The organism is Catellatospora vulcania, from assembly GCF_009720385.1.
Classification (GTDB): domain Bacteria; phylum Actinomycetota; class Actinomycetes; order Mycobacteriales; family Micromonosporaceae; genus Catellatospora; species Catellatospora vulcania.
Genome location: NZ_ML769301.1, coordinates 816144 through 834980, shown reverse-complemented (window position 1 = coordinate 834980; position 18837 = coordinate 816144). Strand labels below are relative to the sequence as shown.

Annotated in this window: 21 protein-coding genes; 12 read left to right on the top strand and 9 right to left on the bottom strand. The window is 71.8% G+C overall.

The features are described from left to right. Nucleotides 1-4: 4 nt before the first annotated feature. The gene (gene kdd, locus F6W97_RS03720) at nucleotides 5-1069 is read right to left on the bottom strand and encodes an L-erythro-3,5-diaminohexanoate dehydrogenase (protein WP_155368652.1); all 1065 of its coding nucleotides are present in this window, start codon (nucleotides 1067-1069) and stop codon (nucleotides 5-7) included. Between the two features lie 152 nt (nucleotides 1070-1221). On the opposite strand from kdd, the gene F6W97_RS03715 reads away from it, so the two are divergent. Then, on the top strand, nucleotides 1222-2586 hold the full coding sequence (locus tag F6W97_RS03715; protein ID WP_155368651.1) for a KamA family radical SAM protein: 1365 nt from the start codon (nucleotides 1222-1224) through the stop codon (nucleotides 2584-2586). 82 nt (nucleotides 2587-2668) lie between these two features. Here F6W97_RS03715 and F6W97_RS03710 read toward each other — a convergent pair whose 3' ends face one another. Continuing rightward, nucleotides 2669-3529 (bottom strand): methyltransferase domain-containing protein, encoded by an 861-nt coding sequence (locus tag F6W97_RS03710; RefSeq protein WP_155368650.1) that lies wholly within the window; start codon nucleotides 3527-3529, stop codon nucleotides 2669-2671. 168 nt (nucleotides 3530-3697) lie between these two features. Here F6W97_RS03710 and F6W97_RS03705 point away from each other — a divergent pair, with 168 nt between their 5' ends. The 3 genes from F6W97_RS03705 to F6W97_RS03695 all read left to right on the top strand — a co-directional run bounded on the left by F6W97_RS03705 (nucleotide 3698) and on the right by F6W97_RS03695 (nucleotide 7202). Next, nucleotides 3698-4261: a histidine phosphatase family protein gene (locus F6W97_RS03705; RefSeq protein WP_155368649.1), complete on the top strand. Its 564-nt coding sequence runs from the start codon at nucleotides 3698-3700 to the stop codon at nucleotides 4259-4261. A gap of 43 nt (nucleotides 4262-4304) precedes the next feature. Beyond that, a complete protein-coding gene (locus tag F6W97_RS03700) occupies nucleotides 4305-5237 on the top strand; it encodes a fructosamine kinase family protein (protein WP_155368648.1) in 933 nt (310 codons plus the stop codon). A 213-nt stretch (nucleotides 5238-5450) separates the two neighbouring features. Further along, a complete protein-coding gene (locus F6W97_RS03695) occupies nucleotides 5451-7202 on the top strand; it encodes an FG-GAP-like repeat-containing protein (RefSeq protein ID WP_196278960.1) in 1752 nt (583 codons plus the stop codon). A gap of 47 nt (nucleotides 7203-7249) precedes the next feature. On the opposite strand, the gene F6W97_RS03690 is transcribed toward F6W97_RS03695, so the two are convergent. Continuing rightward, nucleotides 7250-7756 (bottom strand): carboxymuconolactone decarboxylase family protein, encoded by a 507-nt coding sequence (locus F6W97_RS03690; protein ID WP_155368646.1) that lies wholly within the window; start codon nucleotides 7754-7756, stop codon nucleotides 7250-7252. A 71-nt stretch (nucleotides 7757-7827) separates the two neighbouring features. Further along, a complete protein-coding gene (locus tag F6W97_RS03685) occupies nucleotides 7828-8448 on the bottom strand; it encodes a TetR/AcrR family transcriptional regulator (protein ID WP_155368645.1) in 621 nt (206 codons plus the stop codon). Nucleotides 8449-8540: 92 nt separating this feature from the next. On the opposite strand from F6W97_RS03685, the gene F6W97_RS03680 reads away from it, so the two are divergent. The 7 genes from F6W97_RS03680 to F6W97_RS03650 all read left to right on the top strand — a co-directional run bounded on the left by F6W97_RS03680 (nucleotide 8541) and on the right by F6W97_RS03650 (nucleotide 13628). Continuing rightward, entirely contained in the window at nucleotides 8541-9257 is a 717-nt protein-coding gene (locus F6W97_RS03680) for an SDR family NAD(P)-dependent oxidoreductase (protein ID WP_155368644.1), read from the top strand. 28 nt (nucleotides 9258-9285) lie between these two features. Then, nucleotides 9286-9525, top strand: a complete 240-nt coding sequence (locus F6W97_RS03675) for a tautomerase family protein (protein WP_155368643.1) — start codon at nucleotides 9286-9288, stop codon at nucleotides 9523-9525. 167 nt (nucleotides 9526-9692) lie between these two features. Beyond that, complete coding sequence (locus F6W97_RS03670) at nucleotides 9693-10985, top strand: ferredoxin reductase family protein (protein WP_230686381.1); 1293 nt, start codon at nucleotides 9693-9695, stop codon at nucleotides 10983-10985. Between the two features lie 3 nt (nucleotides 10986-10988). Further along, nucleotides 10989-11420 (top strand): FMN-binding protein, encoded by a 432-nt coding sequence (locus tag F6W97_RS03665; RefSeq protein ID WP_155368642.1) that lies wholly within the window; start codon nucleotides 10989-10991, stop codon nucleotides 11418-11420. Further along, nucleotides 11417-12187, top strand: coding sequence for an FAD:protein FMN transferase (locus tag F6W97_RS03660; RefSeq protein ID WP_230686380.1), 771 nt, complete (start codon nucleotides 11417-11419; stop codon nucleotides 12185-12187). The genes F6W97_RS03665 and F6W97_RS03660 overlap by 4 nt, the downstream gene beginning before the upstream one ends. 110 nt (nucleotides 12188-12297) lie before the next feature. Next, nucleotides 12298-12912 carry a hypothetical protein gene (locus tag F6W97_RS03655; RefSeq protein ID WP_155368641.1) on the top strand — a complete coding sequence of 205 codons (615 nt, stop codon included), beginning with the start codon at nucleotides 12298-12300 and terminating at the stop codon, nucleotides 12910-12912. A 98-nt stretch (nucleotides 12913-13010) separates the two neighbouring features. Continuing rightward, nucleotides 13011-13628 carry a hypothetical protein gene (locus F6W97_RS03650; protein ID WP_155368640.1) on the top strand — a complete coding sequence of 206 codons (618 nt, stop codon included), beginning with the start codon at nucleotides 13011-13013 and terminating at the stop codon, nucleotides 13626-13628. 5 nt (nucleotides 13629-13633) lie between these two features. Here F6W97_RS03650 and F6W97_RS03645 read toward each other — a convergent pair whose 3' ends face one another. From F6W97_RS03645 to F6W97_RS03630, 4 genes are all read right to left on the bottom strand, one after another. Next, complete coding sequence (locus F6W97_RS03645) at nucleotides 13634-14086, bottom strand: Lrp/AsnC family transcriptional regulator (protein ID WP_155368639.1); 453 nt, start codon at nucleotides 14084-14086, stop codon at nucleotides 13634-13636. Nucleotides 14087-14096: 10 nt separating this feature from the next. After that, nucleotides 14097-15149: a zinc-dependent alcohol dehydrogenase family protein gene (locus F6W97_RS03640; RefSeq protein ID WP_155368638.1), complete on the bottom strand. Its 1053-nt coding sequence runs from the start codon at nucleotides 15147-15149 to the stop codon at nucleotides 14097-14099. 75 nt (nucleotides 15150-15224) lie between these two features. Then, complete coding sequence (locus tag F6W97_RS03635; protein WP_155368637.1) at nucleotides 15225-16214, bottom strand: quinone oxidoreductase family protein; 990 nt, start codon at nucleotides 16212-16214, stop codon at nucleotides 15225-15227. A gap of 88 nt (nucleotides 16215-16302) precedes the next feature. Next, the gene (locus F6W97_RS03630) at nucleotides 16303-16665 is read right to left on the bottom strand and encodes a VOC family protein (RefSeq protein ID WP_155368636.1); all 363 of its coding nucleotides are present in this window, start codon (nucleotides 16663-16665) and stop codon (nucleotides 16303-16305) included. A 147-nt stretch (nucleotides 16666-16812) separates the two neighbouring features. Here F6W97_RS03630 and F6W97_RS03625 point away from each other — a divergent pair, with 147 nt between their 5' ends. Next, a complete protein-coding gene (locus F6W97_RS03625; RefSeq protein ID WP_155368635.1) occupies nucleotides 16813-17874 on the top strand; it encodes a LacI family DNA-binding transcriptional regulator in 1062 nt (353 codons plus the stop codon). Nucleotides 17875-17913: 39 nt separating this feature from the next. Here the strand turns inward: F6W97_RS03625 and F6W97_RS03620 are convergent, their stop codons facing one another. Then, complete coding sequence (locus F6W97_RS03620) at nucleotides 17914-18777, bottom strand: ATP-grasp domain-containing protein (RefSeq protein WP_230686379.1); 864 nt, start codon at nucleotides 18775-18777, stop codon at nucleotides 17914-17916. Nucleotides 18778-18837 lie beyond the last annotated feature (60 nt).

Genomic DNA, 18837 nt, shown 5'->3' with positions numbered 1-18837 from the left:
TACGTCAGTCTGCCGTGCCGGACGTGGCCCGCGAGGCCTCGTGGTGCAGACGGGACTCGAACAGTTCCCGCACCGCGGGCACCTGCCGCAGCAGATCCAGCGCGTACGCCGCGTGGCCGGGCACGTACCCGTTGCCGACCAGCATCGTCACGTCGGCGGCCAGGCCCTCCGCGCCGAGTGCCGCAGCCGCGAAGCTCGTCGCCATCGAGAAGAAGATCACCGTGCCGCCGTCGGCGGTCGACAGGATCGCGCCGTGCTCGCAGCCGGGCACGTCCACGCAGACCACGGTCACATCCGCGGCCCTCCCGCCGAGCGCCGCCTCGACCGCCTCGGCCAGGGCCACCGGGTTGCGGGCGTCGGCCAGCGCGACCACGTCGGCCAGGCCCGCAGACTCCAGCATGGCGCGCTCACGCTCGACAGGGACGACGCCGACGGTGCGGCTCGCTCCGGCGGCCTTCGCGGCGGCCAGGGACAGGGAGCCGCTCTTGCCCGCGCCGCCGATCACGGCGACGGTCGGGCTGTCGTACTTCGCCACGACCCGGGCGGTCAGCGCGGGTGCGCCGCACACGTCCATCACGGCCAGGGCCAGCTCGGGGTCCAGGTCACCGGGCAGCACCGCGGCGATGGAGCGGGCGAACAGGATCGCGTGGCCCTCGCAGGGCACCTGCTCGCTGCCGCCGTCCCAGTGCTTGAGGCCGTCGGTGATCGACAGCGGGGTCAGCGTGAGGGAGACCAGGGTGGCGACCTTGTCGCCGACCCTGAGGCCGAGCGGCGACTGCGGGCCGACGGCCTCGACGGTGCCGATCAGCATGCCGCCGGACCCGGTGACCGGGTTCTGCATCTTGCCGCGGGCGCCGATGATCTCCAGAACCTCGGCGCGCACCGCCGCACCGTCGCCGTCGTGCTTGGTGGCCAGCTGCCGGAAGCTCGCCGCGTCGAGGTTGAGCCGCTCGACGGCGACACGCACCTCGTCCGCTCCGATTTCGGCTGAATTGTCCAAGCGAAGCGCTGCCTGGGGCAATACGCCGCTCGGTTCCAGGACCCGGTGCAGGCCGATCGGTGACGTCATTGTCCGGTTCTCCTAAAAAGTGAAGTGCACCCGCGAGATCAAAACCAATATTGCGGTTAGATTTGAGCTGTGCGGGAAATTCTACGGCAGACTAGTTGGTAGGCCGAAGAACTTCCAGTATGGTCAACGGGACCGCAAAGGAGAGGCCACCGATGAACGCTGGGCAACCCTACGAGTACCGCCGCGTAGAGCTGATCGAACCGGACTGGACCCGGTTCCCGGGCTGGCGCGACGTCACCCTCGCGCAGTGGGAGTCCGCGCAGTGGCAGCGCGTCAACTGCATCAAGAACATCAAGCAGCTGCGCGCCGTGCTCGGCGACACCGTCGACGAGCGCTTCTACGCCGACCTCGAGGCCGACCAGAAGGCTCTGGCCACGATGTCGATGCTGGTCCCGCCGCAGATGATCAACACGATGGCGCGGGAAGAGCTGACCACCGAGGCGTTCTACGCCGACCCGGTGCGGCGCTACATGATCCCGGTCGCCTCCGACCGGCTCACCGAGTGGGCCAGCCACCCGCACGCGAGCCGCGACAGCCTGCACGAGCACGACATGTGGGTCGCCGAGGGCCTCACCCACCGCTACCCCACCAAGGTGCTCGCTGAGCTGCTGTCCACCTGCCCGCAGTACTGCGGCCACTGCACGCGCATGGACCTGGTCGGCAACTCCACCCCGGCGGTCGAGAAGCTCAAGCTGACCCTCAAGCCCGTCGACCGCTACGACGCGCACATCGCCTACCTCAAGGCCCACCCGGGCGTACGCGACGTCGTCGTCTCCGGCGGCGACGTGGCCAACGTGCCGTGGAAGAACCTCGAGTCGTACCTGATGCGCCTGCTGGAGATCGACACCATCCGCGACATCCGGCTGGCCACCAAGGCGCTGATGGGCCTGCCCCAGCACTGGCTGCAGCCCGAGGTCGTCGAGGGCCTGGAGCGGGTCGCCCGCACCGCCCGCCGGCGCGGCGTCAACCTGGCGATCCACACGCACGTGAACCACGCCAACTCGATCACCCCGACGGTGGCCCGCGCCGCGAAGACGGCCCTCGAGGTCGGCGTGCGCGACGTGCGCAACCAGGGCGTGCTGATGCGCGGCGTCAACGCCACCTCGCCCGACCTGCTCGACCTGTGCTTCGCGCTGCAGGGCGAGGCGAACATCCTGCCGTACTACTTCTACATGTGCGACATGATCCCCAACGCCGAGCACTGGCGCGTCTCGGTCGGGGCCGCCCAGCAACTCCAGCACGACATCATGGGCTACCTGCCCGGGTACGCCACCCCGCGCATCGTCTGCGACGTGCCGTTCGTCGGCAAGCGCTGGGTGCACATGGTCACCGAGTACGACCGTGAGAACGGCATCTCGTACTGGACCAAGAACTACCGCACCTCGATCGAAGCCGACCAGAACGTCGACGTGCTGTCCCAGCGCTACGCGTACTACGACCCGATCGACACCCTGCCGGAGTCCGGCCAGAAGTGGTGGCGCAAGCAGATGGACGAGCAGCTCGCCGCCCAGGCCTGAGCCCGTCCCGATACGACGAAAGGCCCCGTCTCCCGCTGTTCACGCAGCTGAGGGCGGGGCCTTTGGCGACACTGCCCGCAGGTCAGGCCGGGACAGTACCCGCGACCACCCACACCGTCAGCGCCACCAGGAAGTCCTCCCGCTCGTCGGCGTCGCGGACCGCGTCCAGCCAGCGGTCCACCATCGCCGTGGCGTCGCCGTCCTCCTCCCCCACGATGTGCAGCAGCATGTCCCGATCGAAGTACGGCACCACGTGCTGCGCCTCGGCCGGGTCGGTGAAGCACATCGTCATCGGGTGGCACTCCAGCTCGTACACCTGCTGCCGGCGCAGCCGGTTGCGCAGCGTGCGGCCCATCGTCGGGTTGCACATCACGCTGTGGTGCCGCAGCCGCCACATCATCGGCGTCAGCACCTCCGCGGGCAGGCCGTCGAAGACCAGCGACTCCCAGTCGGTGTCCACCAGGCAGATCCGCCCCTGCGGCCGGGTCACCCGGATCAGCTCCGCGATCACCGCCTCCGCCTGCGGCAGGTGCTGCAGGGTGCGTTCGCACCGCACCGCGTCGAAGACGTCGGCCGGGTAGTCCAGCCGGGCCAGATCCCCGGTGACGAAGCGCACGTCACCGGCGTCGGGGTGGGTCTGATGCCACCGCTCGTAGCGGTGCGCGGCCAGCGACAGCATGCTGCGGGAGTTGTCCACGCCGTCGACCCGACCGTCCGCGCCGACCAGCAGCGCCAGTGCCAGCGCCTCCTCGCCCAGCCCGCACCCGCCGTCGAGCACGTGGTGACCCGGTTTGACGTGCATGGTCTCGCAGGCCCTCGCCCGGATCTCGGTGATCGCCCGGTAACCGGCGGCCTTGTCGAGGTACGCCACGAGCCGTGCCTGCATCTGCGGCGGGCTCTGATCGACCCGCGCGTAGTGCGGCATCAGCGGCGCGTCCGTCATACCTCAATTCTGTGAGTCCCGGAGCCGCCACAGGCGGAACCACCAAGACCAACAGTGGTGCGCGCCCGGCAGCCAGGCCCGGAGCAAGACTCACGGGTCGAAACCGCCCGGGTCGTGCTGATCACCGCTAACGTGTGCTCAGGAACACGAGCGGGGAGGATCGGCGCCATGCGAGAGATCGTGCTGGTCCGGCACGGGCAGACGGAGTGGAGCGCCAACGGCCGCCACACCTCCTTCACCGACCTGCCGCTGACCCCGGAGGGCGAACGCCAGGCCGCCCAGCTGGCCCCCCGGCTGGCCGGGCGGGCGTTCGCCGCGGTGCTGTGCAGCCCGCTGCAGCGGGCGATGCGCACCGCGGCGCTGGCCGGCCTGGAGATCACAGCCACCGATGACGACCTGCTGGAGTGGAACTACGGGGCCTACGAGGGGCGCACCACGGTCGAGATCCGCCAGGAACGTCCCGAGTGGACCGTGTGGCAGTCCGGCTGCCCCGGCGGGGAGACCGCCGCCCAGGTCGGCGCCCGCTGCGACCGCGTCCTGGAACGGGCCCGGACCATGCTGGCCAGCGGCGACGTCGCCCTCGTCGGGCACGGCCACCTGCTGCGGGTGCTCACCGCCCGCTGGCTCGGCCTGCCCCCGCAGGACGGCGCGCTGTTCCGGCTGGAGACCGCCACCGTGAACGTGCTCGGCTACGAACGCGAGACCCCGGTGCTGCTGCGCTGGAACAGCTGAGGCCGCCGGCCGCGTGCGGATCGCGGCCGGTACCGTGCCGCGGATGAGGCAGCATCCGCTGTGCGAGCAGTCCGTCGTGACGGCGGTCGAGCGGGCCGCGAGCGCGCACCGCGGGCGACGGTGGACCGTGACCGGGTTCACCGACCTTGACGACCGTGCCTCGCACCCGGCGGGCATCCTACACGGCACGCCGTTCTCGGTGTTCGTCAAGCTGGACCGGGGCCCGCGCGGCGCCGAGCAGTTCACGGCCGAGTTGCGCGGTCACCGGCTGCTGCGGGAGCGGGCCGGGGCCGCCACTCCGGTGCCGGTCGGCGACGGCCCGGTGTCCGGGGCGTTCGGTTCACTGCTGCTACTGGAGGCGCTGCCCGAGGTGCCCGCGCGGGCGCGTACGGCGGCGCAGTGGCGCTCGATCGGGCGCGCGCTGGCCACGGTCCACCAGGCCCGCGGGGAGCGGCACGGGCTGGCCGAGTTCGACGGGTTCTTCGGCCCGCTCCCCCAGGACAACCGGCCCGCGGGCACGACCTGGGCCGACTTCTACGTCGAGCGGCGGTTGCTGCCCCGGTTGCGCGACGCCGTCGACTCCGGGCACCTGCCCGCCGAGTTGGCCGCCGGGGTCACCCGGCTGGCGGCGCGGTTGCCGCAGGTGTGCGGCCCCGAGCCGGAGCCGTCGCTGCTGCACGGCGACGCACAGCAGAACAACTTCCTCACCACCGCCGACGAGGCGGTGCTGCTCGACACGTCACCCTGCTACGGGCATCCGGAATCCGACCTGGCCCTGCTGGACTACTTCACGCCCGTGCCGGGCGAGGTATTCGACGGATACCGGGAGGTGGCGCCGATCGACCCGGGCTTCGCGCAGCGGCGGGAACTGTGGCGGCTGCACGGCTACCTGGCGGTCGTCGCGGTCGACGGGACGTCGGAGTTCGGCCGCCCGTACGTCGGGCGGATCGCCGCGGCGACGGCAGGCTACCGCTAGTCCGGCGCTTCCCACTCGGCGCACCGGCTCTGCACCCCGGGCCAGGGCGACCAACTATAACAAATGGAAATCAATGAATGAAGGTAGGTTGCACCGGAGTCCCTAGGCATCGAAACTTTCCAACACCGGTGCCGTCGAGGAGGCACCATGCCTCGTGCTGGGGCTACCGGTTGTTGGAGGGTCAGGATGAGGGTCGGCAAGGTTGCACGCGTTGTGGCTTTGGCCGCGTCCCTCACCCTCGTGGCGACGGCGTCATACGCACAGGCGCCGCAGGCGAGAGCGCAGGCCCAGGCCCAGGCTGCGGAGAACTTCACCTTCGTGATGCTCCCCGACACCCAGTACGCCTCCGAATACTGGCCGGAGGTGTTCCGGGCGCAGATGCAGTGGGTGGACGACCAGCGGGCCGCCCGGAACATCAAGTACGTGCTGCACGTCGGTGACGTGGTCGACAACTCCGACCAGCTGGCCCAGTGGAACAACAGCAAGAGCGCGATGGGCCTGCCCACCGACGACGTGCCCTACATCATCGGTCCGGGCAACCACGACCTCGACCCGGGCACCGCCTCGACGACCCGCACCGCGACGCGGTACAACACCCACTACCCGCGATCGAACTTCACCGCGCTGCCGTCGTTCGGCGGAACCTACCCGGCCGCGAAGAATGACAACGCCTTCCACACCTTCACCGCCGGCGGGGCGGACTGGCTGGTGCTGGCGCTGAAATACGCGCCGAGCAACGACGAGATCGCCTGGGCGAACCAGGTGGTGGCGGCGCACCCCGGCCACAACGCCATCCTGGTCACGCACGCCTACCAGAACGGCAGCACGAAGGACAGCAACGGCACCAGGCTGTGGAACGACCTGGTGAGCAGGCACGCCAACTTCCGATTCACCTTCTCGGGTCATTACCACAACGCCGGCCGGATCAGCCAACAGGGCGTCCACGGCAACACGGTCCACCAGATCCAGGCCGACTACCAGAACAACAGCTCCCGCGACCCCAACAGCTACCTGCGGGTGTTCACCTACAACCCGACCGCCGACAGCCTGGACGTCAAGACTTATTCACCGTTCCTCAACCGGTACATGACCGACGCGACCAACCAGTTCGTCCTGAACAACATCAACCTGGTCCGGCCGCGCCGCGGCGAGCTCCTCACCGGCCGCCAGCTCGACTTCAACGACGATCGCCGCACCGACATCTTCACCACCGGTGACGGTTGGCTGTACTCCAGCGCAGCCCAGAGCAGCTGGATCGACCTCGCCGAGTCCACCGTCGGGCTCGCCGACGTGCGCTTCGGCGACTTCAACGGCGACGGCCGCACCGACGTGTTCCGGGCCACCGGCGCCGGTTGGCAGTACTCCAGCGCAGGCCAGACCAGCTGGATCGACCTCGCCGCCTCCACCGTCGGGCTCGCCGACCTGCGCTTCGGCGACTTCAACGGCGACGGCCGCACCGACGTCTTCAACGTCTACGGCACCCAATGGCGCTACTCCGACGCAGGCCAGACCAGCTGGATCAACCTGCTCAACTCGACGGTCCCACTCGCCGACCTCCAGTTCGGGGACTTCAACGGCGACGGCCGCACCGACGTGTTCCGCGCTACCGGCACCGGTTGGCAGTACTCCAGCGCAGGCCAGACCAGCTGGATCGACCTCGCCGCCTCCACCGTCGGGCTCGCCGACCTGCGCTTCGGCGACTTCAACGGCGACGGCCGCACCGACGTCTTCAACGTCTACGGCACCCAATGGCGCTACTCCGACGCAGGCCAGACCAGCTGGATCAACCTGCTCAACTCGACGGTCCCACTCGCCGACCTGCGCCTGGGCGACTTCAACGGCGACGGCCGCACCGACGTCTTCAACGTCTACGGCACCCAATGGCGCTACTCCGACGCAGGCCAGACCAGCTGGATCAATCTCCTCAACTCGACGGTGCCACTCGCGAACCTACGGTTCGGCTGAGATTCCGACGGAGAAGTCGGCATCGGGCGCACGCGGCCCGTTCGGATCTAGCCCCGCAGTGCTTCGTCGGGGGCTGCGCCGACGGCGGACAGCACACCGCTGAAGAACCGGCGGATGCACACGGCGAGCACGACCTGCAGCACGTCGGTGTCGGACAGGCCGTATCCGCGCAGCGTGGCGGCGTCCAGCTCGGTGATGGTGGTCGGATCGGCGGCGACCTTGTCGGCAAAGTCCATGATCGCGACGTCGGCCGGGTCGAGCCCCGCGCTGCGGTGGTCGGCGATGATGGCGCGCAGCTGCGGCTCGTCGTAGAAGCGCTCGCGCAGCACCTTGGCGTGGGCGAGGGTGCAGTAGTCCGACCCCAGCCGTCGCGCGGCGGCGATCGTGACCAGCTCGTACCGGCGCAGGTCCATGCCGTCGCGCACGCTGCCGGCCAGCTGTTCCCAGCCCGCGTACGCCTCGGGCCGCAGCGCGAACACCCGCAGATAGTTGGGGATGTGGCCGGTCTCGTCGGCGTACAGGGGCGACTCGGCGGGGGTGTCGAGATAGGTCATGGCCGCGAGGTTAGACGCGAGCACCCGCCGCCGCGGTCCGGGGTCGGCGATCCGTCAGTCGTCCGGCCGGGTCAGGCCCCCGCGGGCCGGGCTGCTGCGGGCACCTGGAGCAGGCCGAGGCTGTTGTGCCAGAGCGTGCCGAGCTGGGCCGGGTCGTCGAGCAGCTTCGCCAGCAGCACCCGGCCCTCGATCTGGGCGACGATGGAGCGGGCCGCGTCGCGGGTGTCGACGGCCGGGCCGGCCTGTCCGGCGTCCTTGGCCTCGACGATGACCTTCTCGATCATGTCGATCTGGGCTTCGAAGATCTCCTGGAGCCGGTCGCGGATCTCCGGGACCTGGTTGCTGAGCTCGGCCGCGAGGTTGCCGAACAGGCATCCGACGACCAGGCCCGCCTGCTGCCGACCGGCCTTCTGGAAGTCCTCGGTCGCCTCGAACAGGTCGCGCAGCCGGTCCAGGGGTGCCCGCTCGCTGCCGAGCAGTTCGCTCCACTGCTGCTGCTGAGCGGCCCAGTGCTCGTCGATGACGGTGAGCGCGAGCGCCTGCTTGGACGCGAAGAAGTGGTAGAAGCTGCCCTTCGGCACCCCGGCCGCGGCGCAGATCTCCGCCACGCCCAGCGCCGAGTAGCCGCGCTGCTCGATCAGCGTCCGGGCCGCTTCCAGGATCTTGTTCCGCGCGTCACTCGTCCTTCCCATGCCGTTGACGATACACGACCAGTCGTCTACCTTTTAGTAGACCGGTCGTCTAGTACGCCTCCGGCTCCGCGAAACAGCAAAGGAAAAGGCACATGAGCACCGAGAACAACCAGAAGGTCGCAGTGATCACCGGCGCGTCCCAGGGCATCGGCGCGGGCCTCGTCGACGGGTACCGCAAGCTCGGATACCGCGTCGTGGCCGTCTCGCGCACGATTCCCGCCTCCGCCGACCCGGACATCGTGACCGTGCAGGGCGACATCGCCCACGCCGACACCGCGGAGCGGGTCACCAAGGCGGCCCTCGAGCACTTCGGCCGCATCGACACCCTGGTCAACAACGCGGGCATCTTCATCGCCAAGCCGTTCACCGACTACACCGCCGACGACCTCGCGCAGGTCACCGGGATCAACGTCGCCGGGTTCTTCCACCTCACCCAAGGGGTGCTGCCGCACCTGCTCGCCGCCGGCGGCGGCCACATCGTCAGCATCACCACGGCCCTGGTGGACCAGGCCGACAAGAACGTGCCGTCGGTGCTCGCCTCGCTGACCAAGGGCGGCATCAACTCCGCGACCAAGTCGCTGGCCATCGAGTACGCGACGCGCGGCGTGCGGGTCAACGCCGTCGCCCCGGGCATCATCAAGACCCCGATGCACGCGGTCGAGACCCACGAGACCTACGCCGGGCTGCACCCCGTCGGCCGGATGGGCGAGACGAGCGACATCGTCGACGCGGTCCTGTACCTCGAGTCGGCGCCCTTCGTCACCGGCGAGATCCTGCACGTCGACGGCGGACAGAACGCCGGCCACTGACCCGCCCGTTCAGCAGAGAGGACCAGCCGTGCCCATCGTCAACATCCAGATCACCCGCGAGGGCAGCACACCCGGCGCGACGGCGGCCACCGCCGCGCAGAAGGCGGCGCTCATCGAAGGCGTCAGCAGGTTGCTGCTGGACGTGCTCGACAAGCCGCTGGACTCGACGTTCGTCGTCATCGACGAGGTCGAGCCGGAGAACTGGGGCCGGGGCGGCCTGCCCGTCCCGCAGTACCGCGAGCAGCAGCGCGCCCGCGAATCTCAATAGCGCGGTGGCGACAGGGGCGTGCGGTTTCCGGGTGTTACCGGGAACTGCGCGCCCCTGTCGCGACTCGCCGTGGCGTGACCCCTGACCGATTCCCCCTCCCCCGGCCGCGCGACGGAGTCCTAGGGCGCGCTGTCACCGCCGCCCTGGCCTGTGCCACCGTGCTGGTGGTGGCAGCGCTTTGGCTGTCCGACGGCGGCCCGGCCGCGCTCCGCGCCGACGGCACCGGCCTGGTGACCGCGGCCCGTCTGACCGGGCTGGTCGCCGCCGACATGCTCCTGCTGCAGGTGCTCGCGATGGCGCGGGTGCCGTGGGTGGAGCGCGCCTGGGGACAGGACCGGCTGGCCCGGATCCACCGGCTGCTCGGATTCACCTCGTTCTGGCTGATGGCAGCACACGTGGTGCTGGTCGTCGCCGGGTACGCGGCGTCCACGGACACCGGCGTGCTCGCCCAGCTGGCCGATCTTGTCGTGCGCTACCCGGGCATGCTGCTGGCGGCGGCGGGCACGATGCTGCTGGCGCTCGTCGTCGCGCTGTCGGTGCGGGCGGCCCGGCGGCGGGTGCGCTACGAGAACTGGCACCTGCTGCACCTGTACGCCTATCTCGGAGTGGCCCTGGCCCTGCCGCACCAGCTGTGGAACGGTGCGCACTTCGTCACCTCCCCAGCCGCCTGCGCCTACTGGTGGACGCTGTGGGGCGGCGCCGCCGCCGCGCTGGGAGTGTTCCGGATCGGGCGGCCGCTGTGGCTGTCGCGCCGTCACCGGCTCACCGTCGGCGAGGTGCGCCACGAGGCGTCGGACGTGTACTCGGTGTACCTGCCGGGGCGGCGGCTGGACCGGTTGGCGGCCCGGCCGGGCCAGTTCCTGACCTGGCGGCTGCGCACCGGCCGCGGCTGGAGCCGGGCGCATCCGTTCTCGCTGTCCGAGGCCCCGCGCGCGGACCGGCTCCGGTTCACCTTCCGGGCCGCGGGCGACGACGGCGCACGCCTGGCCGGGGCCGCCCCGGGCACCGCAGTGCTGATCGAGGGCCCGTTCGGCACGCTCACCGAAGGCCGCCGCCGCGGCGAGCGGGTGTTGCTGATGGCGGCGGGCATCGGCATCACGCCGATGCGCGCCCTGCTGGAGGGCATGCGGTACGCCGACAGCGAGCTGACCCTGATCTACCGGGCACGCAGCGCGGAGGAGCTGGTGCTGCGCGACGAGATCGACGCCATCGCGGCCGAGCGCGGCGCACAGGTGATCTACCTGCCCGGTCCCCCGCCGCCGGGGCGGATCTCCTGGCTGACCGCCGAGCTGGCCGAGCGCTACGCCGACCACGAGGCGCTCACCCACCTGGTCCCGGAGCTGTCCGGGCGGGACGTCTTCCTGTGCGGCCCACCGCCCTGGATGGCGGCGGCGCGCGCCGCACTGAGGCTGGCCGGGGTGCCCGCGCGGCAGATCCACGACGAGCGGTTCGGGTGGTGACCCATGCGTAAGATCACGTTCTTCCTGCTGGCCACGATCGCGGGCCTGGTCGGTCTGTTCAGCTACCGCACCAGCTTCGGCGAGGCGGTGCCGCAGGCCCGGCCCGCGGAGGCGGCGACGCCGTCGCCCGCGCCGCCGCCGACCCTGGTCGCAGGCGGCCGGACCGTCGACGGCGACGCGATTTTCACCGAGTACGGCACGGTGCAGGTCCGGGTCACCTTCGCCGGCGAGCGCATCGCCGACGTGGCGGTCCTGCAGAAGCACACCGTGCACGAGCACTCGCTGGTGCTGAACGAGCTCGCCCTGCCGCAGTTGCGCGAGCAGGTGCTCCAGGCACAGTCCGCCGAGGTCGACACCGTGTCCGGCGCGACCGCGACGAGCCGGGCCTACCTGGACTCGCTGCAGTCCGCAATCGACCGGGCGCACACCCGGTGAGCACGTTCGCACCGCCGCGCCGGGCCTGGGTCGAGCAGGTCATGGGGATGCCGGTCAGCCTCCACCTGCGCGGCCCGGGCCTGGACTCGGCACCCGTACGGCGCGGCGTCGAGGCCGTGTTCGCGCTGCTGCGCGAGACCGACGCGGTGTTCAGCACGTACCGGGTGGACAGTGACGTGAGCCGGATCAACCGGGGTGAGCTGGCCGTGGCGGACGCGCATCCGTGGGTGGGCGAGGTCGCGGCGCTGTGCGACGAGGCGCGCGAACGTACCGGCGGATGGTTCGACGCGCGGCTGCCCGGCCCCGGCGGCGGGCGCTGGTGGGATCCGTCCGGGCTGGTCAAAGGGTGGGCGGCGGAGCGGGCGGCGGGGCTGCTGTCGGGGTGGGACCGCTGCCTCAACGCCGGTGGCGACGTCGTCGTGGCGGCGGCAGGGCATCCGCCGTGGCGGGTCGGCGTGGAGGACCCGCTGCGGCCCTCGGCGCTGGCCCACGTCATCACGCTGGTCTCGGGCGCGGTCGCGACGTCCGGGACCGCCCGGCGCGGCGCGCACATCGTCGACCCGTACCGCGGCTCGCCGACCGCCGAGGTGGCGGGGGTCACCGTCGTCGGGCCGTCGCTGCGGTGGGCCGACGTGTACGCGACCGCGGCGGCGGCCAAGGGGGTGACCGGCCTGGACCTGCTGCGCGGCACCGGCTACGAGGGCCTGCTCGTCGACCGGGACGGGGCCGCCCGGGTCACCGGCGGCTTCGGCCGTGCCCCCCGCTGAGGCCGCCGGACCCGTAACATCGCCGCGAACGCCGACAGGCATGACGAGCCGCCACGTCCTGCCTGCGGCCGCAGCGTCCACACGACGCGACAGAAAGAAAGGTGATCAGGTTGTCGACAGGTCTGCGGCAGACCACGGCGGTGCATGACCACGCGCACGTCCGGCCTCCACGGCGCGGCGTGGACGTGCTGTTCGCGGCCCTCGCGCTGCTGAGCATGCTCGTGGTGTACACGATGGTGATCTGGTTGGCCGTCGTGACGGGCGAGCCCGGCCAGCGGCATCCCGACGGGCCCGAACTCGGCGACGCCGTCCGCGAATGGGGACAGGCCGCCGCGCCACTGGTGGTGCTGGTGCTCGGACTGACCACGGTCACGTTCCACCTGTTCCTGCAGCGCGGCCCGGCCGTCGACGACGGCGAGCGGCACTGGCTGACCGCGGCCCGCGCCATGGCGGGCCTGGCTATGCCGCTGGCGGTGGCGTTGATGATGCTGCGGATATACGTCCTCGCGACTGCTGCCAACCGGGACATGGCGATGAACATGCCGTACGTCGTCACCGGCGTGCTGCTGCTGCCGGCGGTGATCGCCTACCCCGTCGTGCTCCGCGGCATCCCCACCGAGCGCCGCTTCCGCGTGGCCCGGCTGATCAGCGGCGTCGGCCTGTGCGGGCTCAGCCTGGTCTTCCTGGTGGTGTCGGCGCTGCCGATCCCGTGGCCGGCGGTCTGACCGCGTCTGGGCCGCAACGCTAACGGTGCGCTAACACCACATCGGACAGAATCCGTTCGGACGACCGCGGCCGCGGTCAGCGACGATACGGTGGTGACATGACCGACCCGGCGACGGGCACGACGACGAACCTGCGCCTCGGCCTGCTCGCCTGGCCGTCGGCCACGGCGGCGCAGCGGCTGCTGCACCCGTTCCTGGCGGGCGTGGCCGGACTCGGCGGCGCCGTGGTCTTCGCGGCGATCGGCTGGACGGTCGTCGGAGTCGTGCTCCGCTCCGACCAGGAGACGATCCTGCGGTACTGGCTGTGGCACCTGGTCCCGGCGGCACTGCTCGCGGTCGGCCTGGGCATGCTGGCGGTGCAGCTGTTCCACCAGGTCGGCAGCGGCACAGGCGCCGAACGGGCATGGCTGCTCGCGGCGCAGGCGGTCGCCGCCGTCGCGCCGCTGCCGGGCCTGCTGCTGATGGTCGCCCGGCCGCTGCTGTTCCAGGGCTACGACGTGCACGAACGCTGGGGCCTGCCCGTGCTGCTGGCCGGTGCGGTGGTCCTGGCGGCAGCGGTGGCCGCTGCCGTCCGCCAGGTGCGGCGGGTGCCGGCCCGGCTGCGGCCCGCGGTGGTGCGGTTCGCCACCGGCGTGGCCGCCGCCGTCGTCGGGCTGGCCGCCATCGCGCTCACCGCGCTGTTCCTGCCCGCGCCGCTGCCGTGCTGCCCCTGGTAGGCGGCTCAGTCGGCCAGGTGGATGCGGGGCGCGCGCTGCTCGAACGGCGTGGACAGCACCACGGTCGTACGCGTGGTGACGTTGGCCGACGTGCGGATCTCCTGCAGCAGGCGCTCCAGGTCGACCGGTGACGCGACGCGTACCAGCAGGATGTAGAAGTCCTCACCGGCGACCGAGAAGCACGACTCGATCTCGGACAGGTGCGCCAGGCGCTCGGGGGCGTCGTCGGGCTGCGCCGGATCGAACGGGCGGATCGCCACGAACGCCGTCAGCGGCAGCCCGATCGCGTTGTAGTCCACCCGCGCGCCGTAGCCGGTGATCACGCCACGCTGCTCCAGCCTGCGTACCCGCTGGTGGACGGCGGACACGGACAGCCCGACCTTCTCGGCCAGGTCCGTGTACGACATGCGCCCGTCGGCGGTCAGGGCCGAAACGATGGCCTGGTCGGTCTCTTCCACGGCGCTCAAGCTACACCGACCCGCCGTTCGGGCGCACCAGCACTTTCAGCGCCTTTCGATCGTTCATAGCGGCATATCCGCCGGGCACCCCGTCGAGATCGACGGACACATCGAAGACCGGCGACGGGTCCAGCGTGCCGGCCAGCACATCGGCGAGCAGCTCCGGAATGTACGCCCGGGCGGGCGCGACGCCGCCGCGCAGCGCCACGTTGCGGCCGAACATGTCGCCGATGTCGACGCCGGCCGCACCGCCGTGCGGCACGCCCACGAAGCCGACCGCGCCGCCGTCGCGGGCCACGCCGATCGCGGTGCGCATCGACTGCTCCGTGCCGACCGCCTCGATGACCGCGTGCGCGCCCTGGCCGCCGGTCAGCTCCCGCACCACGGCGACGGCCTCGTCACCACGCTCGGGCACCACGTCCGTCGCGCCGAAGTGCCTGGCCAGCGCGGTGCGGGCGTCGTGGCGGCCCAGCGCGATGATGCGCTCGGCCCCCAGCCGGTGCGCGGCGAGCACCCCGCACAGGCCGACCGCGCCGTCGCCGACCACGGCGACCGTGCCACCCCGGCGCACCCCGGCCGCGAGCGCGGCGTGGTGTCCGGTCGACATCACATCGGACAGCGCGAGGATCTTGACGAGTTCGGGTTCGCCGAGCCCGTCCGGCAGCTTGACCAGCGTGCCGTCGGCGTACGGGACCCGCACCGCCTCGCCCTGGCCGCCGTCGGAGCCGGGCTGGCCCCAGAAGCCGCCGACCGGGCACGAGGTGTGCAGGCCCTCGCGGCAGAACTCGCAGGTGCCGTCGGACCACACGAACGGGGCCACGACCGTGTCACCGGGCTTGACCGCGGTGACGTCCGCGCCGGTGGACTCGACGACGCCCAGGAACTCGTGGCCGATGCGCTGGCCCGGCTGGCGTGCGGCGACGCCCTGGTAGGCCCACAAGTCGCTGCCGCAGATGCAGGCGTGCGTCACCCGTACCACGGCGTCACCGGGGTGCCGCAGGACCGGATCGGGCACGTCCTCGACCCGCACGTCGTGCGGACCGTAGATCACCGTTGCACGCATGTGATCATCGTAGTCGCGGCGGTTCGCCGCGGTCGCCGGGATGCCCCCGCGCGCGTCGTGGTGCAGTGGGCCCGGTCAGACCGCGAGCAGGACGCGGCCGAAGGGGTGGCCCTCGGCGAGCAGGTGCTGCGCCGCGGCCGCCTGTGCGAGCCGGAACACCTGCGCCACCGCCGGGTGCAGGTCGCCGGCGGCGAGCCGGGCGAGCAGCGTGGTGTTCGCGGCGTTCACCTGCTCGGGAGTGAACAGGGCGAACCGGAACCCGTGGATGTGGGCGTTCTTCCAGATCAGGTCGGTGACGTCGATGTCGGCGTGGGTGCCGGCGGCGTACCCGATGCTGATCAGCGTGCCGTCCACGGCCAGGCAGCCCAGCGCCTCCCCGGTGAGCTGCCCGCCGACGCCGTCGAGCACGACGTCGACGCCCTTGCCGCCGGTGAGCCGGGTGACTCCGTCGCGCAGCGACTCCTGGGACAGGTCGATCACCTCGTACCCGGCGGTGCGGCCCTGTTCGGCCTGGTCCGTGCCGGTGGCGGTGGTGATCGCCTGGGCCGCGCCGAGGACCCGGGCGACCTCGACGCCGCCCTGACCGACCGCACCGCCGACACCGGGTGCGAGCACGGCCTGCCCGGGCCGGAACGCGGCCAGCTCGGTCAGCGCGAGGTAGGCGGTGAGGTAGCCCGCCCCAGTGGTCAGCGCGGCCGCGGCTTCGTCGTCGACCGCGTCCGGCACCACGACCAGGTTCGCCGGATCGACGGCGACGTACTCGGCCCAGCAGCCGTCGGCGCCGACGCCGTAGCGGCCTCCACTCACCACCACGCGTGCGCCCCGCGGCAGACCTGATGCGCCGGGTTCTTCGACGACGCCGATCCCGGTGCCGCCCGGGCGGATCGGCAGCGGCTTGTGCAGGGCCTGGGCCAGGTGGCCGGCGCGCACCGTCTCGTCCAGCGGGCTGACCCCGGCCAGCGTCATCCGGACCAGCGCCTGCCCGTCGGCGGTGGTCGGCCGGGGCGCGTCGACAAGGTCGAGCACGTCGTAGCCGCCGAAGTGGTCGTACTCGATCGCGCGCACGGCGTGACTCCTCACCGCTCGATTCCCCACGTTCGATCATCGCAGCGGGGCGGCGGCGGGGCAGCCGGATCGGTGATCGCGGCGCGGCTCAGTGGCGCTCGCGGAGCAGGCAGAACTCGTTGCCCTCCGGGTCGGCGTACACGGTGAGGTCCTCCTGCTCGCGGACCAGCGTCGCCCCGGCGGCGACGATCGCGGCCCGCTCGTCGTCGTCGGCGACGATGTCGAGGTGGATGCGCCCGACCGGGAGCAGGTCGACCGCCTGCGCGAGCCACACGTCGGGCTCGGTGCCCGACGGGTCGTGCAGCAGCACCGACTCCCGCTCGGCCAGGCTGCGCTCGGCGAGTTTCACCGCGTCCTCCTCGACGATCGGCAGGCCCGTGACCAGGCTCCAGAAGGGCGCCATCAGGTACGGGTCGCGGCAGTGGATGACGACGGAGGAGATGTACGGCATGGCGGACACCCTAGCCGGGTAGTCGGTTCCCGCCGACCGGATAACCGAGCGGTCTTGACAGCGCTGCCTCGCCGCCGCTTACCGTGTGTAGCCGCCACCGGTTCCGGTACCGGTACCGCGAGACGGCGTGGTTTCTCGGAGGTCCACATGCGCGTGACGATCGCCGACGTCGCCCGGCTGGCCGGGGTGAGCAAGGCGACGGTGTCGCGCGTGCTCAACGGCCGCCCCGACGTCGACCGGGCCACCCAGGCCCGGATCGAGGAGATCATGGCCGAGACCGGGTACGTGCCCAGTTCCCGCGCCGTCGACCTGGCCCGCGGGCGCACCCGCACGATCGGGGTGCTCGCGCCGACGCTGCGTACGCCGTGGATGCCGGAGCTGCTGCAGGGTGTCGCCGACGTGGTGGAGCCGTCCGGTTACGGACTGCTGCTGCACTCGGCCGCGGGCGGCGGCCCGGCGCTGGAGCGGTTCGCGGCGAGCGTACGCGGCCACGCGGTGGACGGTGTGCTCGCCGTGGACCCCGGCGTCGCCCTGGAACACCTGCGTGACCTGCACCGGCAGGGCCTGCCCGTGGTCGTGGTGGACACCGGCGGGCAGCGCACACCACTGCCGTCGGTCGGCGCGGACTACACCGACGGGGGGCGGCGAGCCGCGGAGTTGCTGCTGGCCGCGGGCCGACTGCGGCTCGCCATGATCACAGGACCTGTCGAGGATCCGGCCGGAGCCGCCTGCGCCGGCGGGTTCGCCGACCTGCTGACCGGCACCGGCGCGGTGCTGCGGGCCAGCCACGTGACCGAGGCCGACGGGACCGAGCAGGGCGGCTACGACGCCGTACAGCGCCTGCTGCGTGCGCGGTTGTTCTTCGACGGCCTGTTCGTGCACGGCGACCCGATGGCCGCGGGCGCGCTGCGGGCGCTGCAGGAGGCCGGCCGCCAGGTGCCCGGCGAGGTCGCCGTCGTCGGTTTCGGTGACGTGCCGCCGGCGGCGTACACGCTGCCGCCGCTGACCACGGTGCGGGTGCCGTGGGAGGAGATGGGCGCGGCCGCGGCTCGTACCCTCATCGATCGCCTGCGCGGCGAGCCCGCCGCCGACGACCCGGTGGTGTTCGAGACCTTCCTGGTCAGCCGGGGTAGCACGCCGCCGGTGGGCCGCATCCCCGGGCAGCGCAACCGGCGGACGGCGCGTACCGCGGAGCTGCCCGCGTTCTAGCCTCCCGGAACCGGTTCCGGGACGCTGAGCTGCAAGTACTCAGTTCAGGTGGTCGAGGACAGCGGACGGATCGAGCACCGTCGGCAGATCGCTGACCTGACCGTCACCCAGTTCGACCACCCGCCAGGTCCCGTCGTCACGCAGCGCGACATCGGTGGTGACGAACGGGTGCCCGAACGCGGCCACCAGTGGGGTGATCGCCGACAGGTCGGGCTCGCGGAACAGGTCCGGGGTGTCCGGGTGCGGACCGGCCAGGACCGGCTCACCGTGCACCCACCACACCCGGGCCTCGACGGTGCGGCCGCCCTGCCGGGCGAAGTCCTCGAACCGGCGCACCACGATGCCGCCCTGCAGGAACTCCTCCTGCAGTTCGACCATGCGGGACACGACGCGATGCGCGGGCGTGACGTCGGCGAGGTCCGGGATGTAGCAGGCCTCGGCCCACTCGTGCTTGCGGGACTTGACGTAGTCCTTGACGACGCCAGGTCCGCCGCCCAGCGGCGCGACGAGCTCGGCGACCTGCTCGACGCTCGGCGACTCGCCGGGCTGCCAGGGCGTCCATACGCTGGCCGGCGTCACCGGCGCCAGGGCGGCGTACCAACCGGGCAGCTCATGTGCGGCCCGGTAGGCGGCCGCGGAGACGCGCAGGGTCACCCCTCGCCCGGCGAGCGTGTCGGCCAGCTCGGCGTAGCGGCCCGCCGGAACCATCCAGCCGCGGTACCAGACCTCGCCCAGGTCACGCGGGATGCGGCGGACCGCGGTGGCGAGGTCACCGGCCAGCAGGGCGTCATGGTCGAGCAGGGCCACGGCGCCGCCCGCGTCTCGCACGGCTCGGACCTGGGCGGCGAAGTGCGGATCGGGGCGGGTCGGGGCGAGTGGGTCGGCGCAGAAGACCACGGTCACGATCGGCGAGCCTAGTCGAGCCGGTCCAGCCGCTGCGCGAGGTTTCACGGGCAGGCCCCG

Excerpts from the sequence above, each read along its gene's own strand:
- F6W97_RS03665 (WP_155368642.1), top strand. The coding sequence starts at position 10,989 with ATGCGTAAGATCACGTTCTTCCTGCTGGCCACGATCGCGGGCCTGGTC.
- F6W97_RS03625 (WP_155368635.1), top strand. The coding sequence starts at position 16,813 with ATGCGCGTGACGATCGCCGACGTCGCCCGGCTGGCCGGGGTGAGCAAG.
- F6W97_RS03715 (WP_155368651.1), top strand. The coding sequence starts at position 1,222 with ATGAACGCTGGGCAACCCTACGAGTACCGCCGCGTAGAGCTGATCGAA.
- F6W97_RS03650 (WP_155368640.1), top strand. The coding sequence starts at position 13,011 with ATGACCGACCCGGCGACGGGCACGACGACGAACCTGCGCCTCGGCCTG.
- F6W97_RS03705 (WP_155368649.1), top strand. The coding sequence starts at position 3,698 with ATGCGAGAGATCGTGCTGGTCCGGCACGGGCAGACGGAGTGGAGCGCC.
- F6W97_RS03685 (WP_155368645.1), bottom strand. The coding sequence starts at position 8,448 with ATGGGAAGGACGAGTGACGCGCGGAACAAGATCCTGGAAGCGGCCCGG.
- F6W97_RS03700 (WP_155368648.1), top strand. The coding sequence starts at position 4,305 with ATGAGGCAGCATCCGCTGTGCGAGCAGTCCGTCGTGACGGCGGTCGAG.
- F6W97_RS03710 (WP_155368650.1), bottom strand. The coding sequence starts at position 3,529 with ATGACGGACGCGCCGCTGATGCCGCACTACGCGCGGGTCGATCAGAGC.
- F6W97_RS03680 (WP_155368644.1), top strand. The coding sequence starts at position 8,541 with ATGAGCACCGAGAACAACCAGAAGGTCGCAGTGATCACCGGCGCGTCC.
- F6W97_RS03640 (WP_155368638.1), bottom strand. The coding sequence starts at position 15,149 with ATGCGTGCAACGGTGATCTACGGTCCGCACGACGTGCGGGTCGAGGAC.
- kdd (WP_155368652.1), bottom strand. The coding sequence starts at position 1,069 with ATGACGTCACCGATCGGCCTGCACCGGGTCCTGGAACCGAGCGGCGTA.
- F6W97_RS03690 (WP_155368646.1), bottom strand. The coding sequence starts at position 7,756 with ATGACCTATCTCGACACCCCCGCCGAGTCGCCCCTGTACGCCGACGAG.
- F6W97_RS03630 (WP_155368636.1), bottom strand. The coding sequence starts at position 16,665 with ATGCCGTACATCTCCTCCGTCGTCATCCACTGCCGCGACCCGTACCTG.